Raw genomic sequence first — 8,031 nt, 5'->3', positions numbered from 1 at the left:
GTTTATTTATCATAGCATTTTTCAGCGGTCGTATTTTGGCTAACGTGATTTTATAAGATTTGTGCGACGTAAAAATCGGAGATTTTTCCGCCGAAGCAATATTTTTATTGAATGTTTGTCGGTTTCTGCTAGTTCAAATTTAAGCATAAATTTTATGAGGTGTTGGCAACTGGCTTTTTTTCGTTTGTTATTTTCTTAAAGATTATTCCGCTGATAAAAGTCGAAATTATTGTTAAAAATAAAATCATTCTATAATTCACGTTATTTTGATGATATTTTAAAATTCCATCACTCATTATTGGATTAGTCATAGTTATATCTATAAACTGACTTTCGAGATAACAAAAAAGACAGTAAAAAATCGGAATTAAAATCAGATAGATTAAATTCAGTCCGATTATTTTTTTCAGAGAACTAACTTTTCGAGATGTGAAATAAAATCCGATTGGAATTAAAGTCAGAATGAAAGCAATGTCCGTTTCAAATATCCTAAATTCTTTTCCGCCATAAAATTCGAGTTTATAATCCGCCAAGTATTTTAACGTTCTGCGAGTCAAAATCCGATAGTCCAATTCAAACCAAACTCCGATAATAAAAGTCAGAACTACGGTGAGAATTAATAAGATTAGTTTTCGATTTTCTTTTAGCATTTATTTTTTTCAGCTTGTTGCCAACGAGTTTTTATAAGATTTGTGCGACGTAAAAATCGGAGATTTTTTCGCCGTAGCCCTATTTTTGTTGAATGTTTGTCGGTTTCTGTTAGTTCAAATGTAAGCATAAATTTTATGAGGTGTTGTGCATAGTGCTTTATTCACTATTGGTTCTTTCCAAAATCAATGATGAAAAAGATTTCACTCCAACTCTTATACATTCTTCATCAACTCCAAAATTCGGTGCGTGATTCATAGCATTAATTCCTTTTTCAAGATTTGAACCACCCAACAAAAAATACACTCCAGATGTTTTTTGTTGAAAGTAAAAGAAGTCATCGTTGAAATATGGAATTTGTCCATAATTCATCACAACAGATTTACTGCCATAAATATCTGTCAGAGTATTAATTGCATTTTCAGTTAATAGCTTATCATTTAATACTGTTGGGTTTTCTTGAATAAATGATGTCGAGATGAATTTATCTTTGTATTCTGATTTACTAATTATTTCCTCAATTTTCGGTAAAATATTCGGCAAATTTGACTTATTGGTTTCGTAGAGATAAGCTTTTATGTCAAGTTGATTGTTGTCTTCTTCGATTACGAAATTTTCCTCCATAAAAAGATAATCTTTGAAAATAGTATTTGGATTACTTAATCCAATTATAGAATCAAATGCCTTTGGAATTTCCCAAGGATTTGCTCCATCTTTTTTTCGTAGAATTTCACTTCTTATATGATTGTATAAAATTCCGGCATCTTCTTTTGAAAACTTATCATTGAATTTAATCTGTATTCGTTTTTGGTAAGCATATAGTTCGTTTGGTTTAACCATTATCTGACCTACTGGCAACGCAGTTACGTGTAATGCATATATTTCGTCAATATTCATTTCTGAAAATAGACTGCTGTTAACCATATTTTTCGCACCAACAAAAGTCTCCTCTTCTGGTTGAAATATGAAATATAATGTGCCTTTAATTGATTCTTTGTTTTTAGATAATACTTGTGCTATTCCAAGTCCAATTGCCATATGAACATCGTGACCGCAACCGTGTTGTATTCCTTTATTTTTTGATTTATATGATACTTCGTCAGGAAAATCATTTGGTAGAGCATCCATATCAGCTCGCCAAGCAATATTTTTTCCTTCTTTTCCACCTTTTAGGATTCCAACGACACCATAACCTGCGACACCTGTTTTAACTTCTAATCCTAAATTCGATAAATATTCCGAAATAATTTTAGAAGTTCTTTTTTCATTTCCAGCCAGTTCGGGATGTTGGTGGAAATTTCTTCTAATTTCAACTAAACTATCGAAAATTTCGTTTGTCTGTTTTTCTATATTTTGGTGGACGGTCTTTTTATCTGATGATTTACAAGAGATTAGAATACTAAATAATAAAACTAATAATATAAGGTATTTTTTTAATTTCATATTTCGATGTTTGTTCGGTTGCCCTGCATTATGCACAACGAGTTTTTATAAGATTTGTGCGACGTAAAAATCGGAGATTTTTCCGCCGAAACAAATTTTAGTTGAATGTTTGTCAGTTTGTACTAAATCAAATTTAAGCATAAATTTTATGAGGTGTTGGCACACGTTTTTTCAATCTTTAAATTTCTCTACTTTTCTAATTCCTTAAATGATTTACCTATAATCTCACCCATTTTAGAGAAAGAATAGTCATATGCATCAAATACTAAATTGGTATAATACTTGCCAATTGGAGAACTCCATAAGTCAATATATTCTGACAAATCACGGTCACTAACATCTTTATAAGTGTAAATTGACAATGCAATTAGTTGATTAGTCATTTGCTCTGAAAAATTTTCGGGTAGAACTGATTGTAATTTAGTTTTCAGCTCTTTTTCTGAAATTTGTTTTTCCTTAGGTTGTCCTAAATTAGCACCATTTGCCATTGAGAAAATAATATTCTTCAACATTGTAACTGTCATTTTAGAAGTCTCAAGTTCATTATTCAAATTGGTTAACTGTTGAATTCTTTCTTGAGAAGGTGGATTACTCTTCATATTTTGGAAAAAAGTCATTTTTTCTTGTTGATTAGCAGGATTATTCGCCCTAAGTTCAATCTTAATCATTTCCTTAAATATTGGATTTTGATACATAATGATTGTTTTTTGTAGACTGTCTTCATTTGAATTATTAACTAAATATTCCTTAAAATATTTTTCAGCATTTTCAGCATTAAATCCAGACTTCATTATTTTTGAAAATTTCTGAAAATCTTCTTTGTTCTCAAATGATGTAGTTTTCTCATTGATTTTAGCATCAAATATTGCGTCAAATTGTTTAATTTCAGCTGTTGCTCCTGTTTTCTCTAATAGTAAGGCAACTGTTTCTTGTTTAGTTTGTGCATAAGTATTAAAACTTATAATTCCAATTACTAAACTTGTCAAAAGGGTTTTTATCATTTTTATTATTTTAATTTAAAATGTGATTTTTAATGTGCCAACGTGATTTTATAAGATTTGTGCGACGTAAAAATCGGAGATTTTTCCGCCGTAGCCCTATTTTTATTGAATGTTTGTCGGTTTGTACTAGTTCAAATGTAAGCATAAATTATATACGGTGTTGCCACCAGTTATTTTAGAGATAATATTGACTTAAAAAACTCGGATTTCCTTTTTCTTTAGGATAATAATAAATTCCGATTAATAATTTACTGTTTTCGGGAACTTTGTCATTTATTCCGTTGTTAAAACTCGACCATTCAGTTTTCTCAATAATTTCTATCAGTTTTTGGTCTGTCGGATTTCCAAAACCGCTTATTTCTGTCACAATTTTAATTGTCAAATCAGACTCGAAAACTATTTCATAAATTCCATAAGTTTTATTGATTTCAACTCCTTTGAATTGCTCCAAATTTTTATGAAGTTTTCCTTTTTCTCGATAACTTATTTTATCTGTAAAATTTATATTTTTGGACTTAAATGTTTTTAATATTTCTAATTCTCGTTCTTGTCGTTTCTGATTAGTTTTGTTCAAATAAAGTAAACCTGAACACATTCCAATTTCAAAATTTCCATCATTATTTTTTCGGGCATATGCAATTAAGGTTGTATTCTCAGGAATGAAAATATCACAAGATGTTCCAATTCTATTATCACTCCGACCATAAACATAGATTGATTTTAAAATCTCTCCTTTGAATAGTTCATTAATCTTAATGTCTGCTCTGTATACTTGTTTTCCTTTTTGATTAGGATAAATTTTCAAAATTGTCACATTTGCAACAAAATCTGATTGAATATATTTTTCTGTTATAGAAGGTTCACCACAATCACACGCAAAAATTCCAATCGAAAAAAGGAATATCAATATGTATAGAATCTTTTTCATAATTGGTGGCAACGAGTTTTTATAAGATTTGTGCGACGTAAAAATTGGAGATTTTTCCGCCGTAGCAATATTTTTATTGAGTGTTTGCAATTTTCTACTAGTTCAAATTTAAGCATAAATTATATACGGTGTTGGCGTGTCGTTATTTTATTTTTCTATTTTCTAAAATTCACAAATCATAGGTAAATGATCACTAATTTGTAGCCATTTATTAATTTCTCCAATTTCAACTTTTTTCAGTCGGTTTGAAAATTCTCTGCCACCAAAAATATAGTCAATATGATATGATTTTTCTTTATTTCTGTGAAGGAAAAAAGTCGGTTGGGTTTCTTTTCCTTGTTCTTCACTTCTGTATTTATGATAAAAACTTTCTATTCCAATTTCTTTTAGCTCGTTCACAACGTCTGAATGATTCCACCATCTGTCCCATTTGTCCCAAATTGCATTGCTATTTAGGTCTCCAATAATTATTGAATTGTTCAAGTGTGTTTTATTTACTTGAATATATTTCCATAATTGTCCGATGTAACCAAAAGTTGGTGAATTATTGCTATGATTCCATACAGCTAATAAGTCAAATGTTCCATTTACTGAACAAGGTAAAAAATGTTTTACATTATGGTCTTTAAATGAATTCGACCAATTTAGTTTTCTTAATTCTAGATTTTTAGAAGCAAAAATTCCAATTCCTTTATTTTTTGTATCTCCAATCCATAAATAATTTTCCGCCCAATCATTGTATTCCTTATGTTTGGTTTCTGCAGGATTTTCACACTCTTGAATTATATATAAGTCAGCGTTAAATTCAGAAAGATTCCCGAATTTTTTTCTTAATGCTCCATTACAATTCCAAGTTAATATTTTCAATTTAGTTCAATTTTTTAATGCACGCCAACGAGTTTTTATAAGATTTGTGCGACGTAAAAATCGAAGATTTTTCCGCCGTAGCCCTATTTTTATTGAATGTTTGTCGGTTTGTACTAGTTCAAATGTAAGCATAAATTTTATGGGGTGTTGTGTGCAGGTTTTTTATTCAATCGTTTTAACTAATAATCTTTTTTCTCTAATCAATGAGTAAATTGAATATCCAATAATCAATCCAATCATTGAAGCTAAAATATCAAATAAATCAGTTGTTTTTGAATTTGAAAAAATCGGAAAATATTCCTCAATTATAAATAGTATTAAAATTCCAATCAGAATGAGTTTAAACTTTCTGTCGAACTGTGTTAATTTTTCGGTTTCAATTTTATCATAATCAAATAATAATGAAATTGAAATAATCAATGCTGCAATAAAATTTGGAGCAATTCCAAGAATAAATTTAATCGAGTCATTTTCTATATTCAGCTTTCTAAAATAGAATTTTGTCAGAGCGAATAAAATCAATCCAATAATGAATATTATAATCAATAGATATTTAGTTTTAAAATCCTTTTTCATAGTTTTTTTCCGAACTTGTGGGCAACGTGATTTTATAAGATTTGTGCGACTTCAACATCGGAGATTTTTCGGCCGAAGCAATACTATTATTGAACGTTTGTCGGTTTCTGCTAGTCCAAATGTAAGCATAAATTTTATGGGGTGTTGACAAACGTTTATTTTTAATTATAATATTGACTCAGTCTTATTACTTTTGTTTTCATCTCCAAATTTATTTCTATTCCATTGTAATATAAATTATCAGCTAAATTATCATCTTCTATCTCAAACCAAACTATGTTTTTTTTGTTTTCTACTCGGTTTACGCTATTTTCCTGAATCATTTTTTTGTAATATTTGAAATCAAAATCCGTTGCTAAAGTTAATGCTTTATTTAGCCAATATTCAGAGTCATTAATTGTGTGTGGGTCTTCACTAAGTCTTAATTCGACTGATATTCCAAAATGTACACAACCTCCTTTTGAAACAAAAATAGTGTCTTGCTTAGAATAGATTTCTGCTTGATTAGAATCTGCATTCCAATGAAAATCTGTCTTTCCTAATTTAGTCAACCATTCAGTTGTTAATCCCTTGTAATCATTATTAAAAACACAATCTTTTTCTGTTTGTGAAAAAGCAGTAACGTAGAGTAGAAGTCCAATTATTGTTATTAATATTCTCATTTTTTTAATGTTTGCCAACGGTCAAGTATAAGCGTAGTGCGTGATTAGAAGCACTTTCTTTTCGGCTTGCAACAAATTTACTTAAAAGCACAAAGCTTGAATTTATCACTTTCCCCAGCCATAAGTTATATACGCTGTTGTAAGGCGTTTTTCATACTTTTCTCAGATTAATACAGTTTCCAAACATATTTGTACGGTCTATTCCTCTCGACATTTTTATGATGTTGTTGTTTTGTTCTTCAGTTAATTTGTCAGCATCTGTCAAATGAAGTGTAACCTGTCTAGCAATTTCTTTGAGATCTTTGAAACCTTTCCCATATTTAGTTTCTAAATATCCATTTTTTAAATAAATACTATCGTAAGCTATCGAATAGTATAATTTTAATTCCTTTAATATTTTTTTCTTTGATTCTGATGGAATAATAAGTTTTTCAAAGAAAAAAGATGTGCCCAATTGTTCTTGATATTCCTGAAGATCATATGTTTCAGTTGAATTATCTTTAGGAGAATGTCCCCACATCATAAAACAACCTGATTGATTTCGCATTCGTGGATTTAGCACATAAGTACTCACAAATGCTAATTCCTGATTTTCAGTAAGACTTTCGTCATAATTTGAGTATAGTTGATAATCACTTTGTTTACATATGTATAATGCACCGTCTTTTGTCAATTCTTTATTACCGTGACAAGCAAAAAATAGGGCAGAAAGTATTTCTGTTGACCAATCTACTAATCTAGTGGGAATACCATAATGTTGACAAAGCATAAGCCATTCCAAATCATATTCAGTTTGTGTTAATGGAGGAGATGCTTTATGAGGTTTTGCAGATAAAATTTGTTTCTCATAAAAAGTTGTCTGATACCTTTTAAAGTCAGAATATCTGTAGATTGAAGGTTTTATTGGCCATGATTTATCTGCTTGTCCTCTAAATCTAAAACTGGTTTGATTCAGTGATAATTGATACAAATATGTTAATGCTTGTGATGTTGAATTTATATTCATCTCTACTGCTAATCTTTTGTAGTTTGTTTTTCTGATAATTATAGGCAAAGTGTTTGGCTATGGTTTCGTTGCGTGAAAATCCGCGAGGATTTTACGCCGTAAACCGAAGATAGCAAATTTGCAAGGACTTTCTGCAAGGAAAGTCAGAAGCAATTAACTATAGCCGGTGTTGTTTGGTGTTATTTTTTTGTTGAGATTAATTCTCCGACTCCGACACGTAAAATAATTATTATTAATTCACACTTTTTCTGATAACTTTCCAAATCCGCTAGCGAGAATGAAAAGTTTTCTTTCCCATGTTTTTGAAAATCACATTTTTCTTTCCAATCAACATAATTTTTTGTTAGAAAGTTATAATCGTTTTCATCAATATCATCTTCGTCAAAAATCCAAGGATATGAAATATTTCTATGCGCAATTTGATTTCTAATTTCTTTGATGTCGTTTAAATCCTTTATTATGGATTTATATTTTTTAAAAATGCCAAAATCAAAGTCAATACTCTTTTTTAAAATACTGATTTTTTTATCAAAAGTCAAATCCGAAATTATGTCCTCAACCAATTTAAAATGAGAAAATTCATCATTTCTTTTTGAGTATAAATAACCAATTGATTCAGTCAATTCATTCTCAACTTCAAGTGCGCTATTCAAAATTCCTCCACGAATTTCACTTGCATTCTTTTCAATTAGATTCTTTTTACTCACTTATTTTACTTTTTTCTTAATGACACACAACGAGTTTTTATAAGATTTGTGCGACTTCAACATCGGAGATTTTTCGGCCGAAGCAAAATTATTATTGAATGTTTATTGGTTGTTCTAGTTCAAATGTAAGCATAAATTTTATAAGGTGTTGGCAGTTGGCTTTTTAAGTCGGAATTTTCTATTTTAGTTAATT

The 8,031-nt window shown here is 29.6% G+C and carries 8 protein-coding genes; all 8 read right to left on the bottom strand.

The features are described from left to right. Positions 1 to 807: 807 nt before the first annotated feature. The 8 genes from GW846_06265 to GW846_06230 all read right to left on the bottom strand — a co-directional run bounded on the left by GW846_06265 (position 808) and on the right by GW846_06230 (position 7,784). Positions 808 to 2,091, bottom strand: coding sequence for an amidohydrolase (locus tag GW846_06265; protein ID NDK10349.1), 1,284 nt, complete (start codon positions 2,089 to 2,091; stop codon positions 808 to 810). A gap of 188 nt (positions 2,092 to 2,279) precedes the next feature. Further along, positions 2,280 to 3,092: a hypothetical protein gene (locus GW846_06260; protein ID NDK10348.1), complete on the bottom strand. Its 813-nt coding sequence runs from the start codon at positions 3,090 to 3,092 to the stop codon at positions 2,280 to 2,282. Between the two features lie 175 nt (positions 3,093 to 3,267). Continuing rightward, entirely contained in the window at positions 3,268 to 4,020 is a 753-nt protein-coding gene (locus GW846_06255; GenBank protein ID NDK10347.1) for a hypothetical protein, read from the bottom strand. 162 nt (positions 4,021 to 4,182) lie between these two features. Beyond that, positions 4,183 to 4,887: an endonuclease/exonuclease/phosphatase family protein gene (locus GW846_06250; GenBank protein ID NDK10346.1), complete on the bottom strand. Its 705-nt coding sequence runs from the start codon at positions 4,885 to 4,887 to the stop codon at positions 4,183 to 4,185. A 162-nt stretch (positions 4,888 to 5,049) separates the two neighbouring features. After that, positions 5,050 to 5,463 carry a hypothetical protein gene (locus tag GW846_06245; protein ID NDK10345.1) on the bottom strand — a complete coding sequence of 138 codons (414 nt, stop codon included), beginning with the start codon at positions 5,461 to 5,463 and terminating at the stop codon, positions 5,050 to 5,052. Between the two features lie 161 nt (positions 5,464 to 5,624). Then, complete coding sequence (locus GW846_06240; GenBank protein NDK10344.1) at positions 5,625 to 6,125, bottom strand: hypothetical protein; 501 nt, start codon at positions 6,123 to 6,125, stop codon at positions 5,625 to 5,627. A gap of 4 nt (positions 6,126 to 6,129) precedes the next feature. Continuing rightward, the gene (locus GW846_06235; protein ID NDK10343.1) at positions 6,130 to 7,179 is read right to left on the bottom strand and encodes an FRG domain-containing protein; all 1,050 of its coding nucleotides are present in this window, start codon (positions 7,177 to 7,179) and stop codon (positions 6,130 to 6,132) included. Between the two features lie 131 nt (positions 7,180 to 7,310). After that, positions 7,311 to 7,784 (bottom strand): hypothetical protein, encoded by a 474-nt coding sequence (locus GW846_06230; protein ID NDK10342.1) that lies wholly within the window; start codon positions 7,782 to 7,784, stop codon positions 7,311 to 7,313. Positions 7,785 to 8,031: the final 247 nt, after the last annotated feature.

The organism is Candidatus Gracilibacteria bacterium (assembly GCA_010119145.1).
Classification (GTDB): Bacteria; Patescibacteriota; Gracilibacteria; order BD1-5; family UBA6164; genus JAACSU01.
This window is presented reverse-complemented; position numbering and strand designations above follow the sequence as displayed.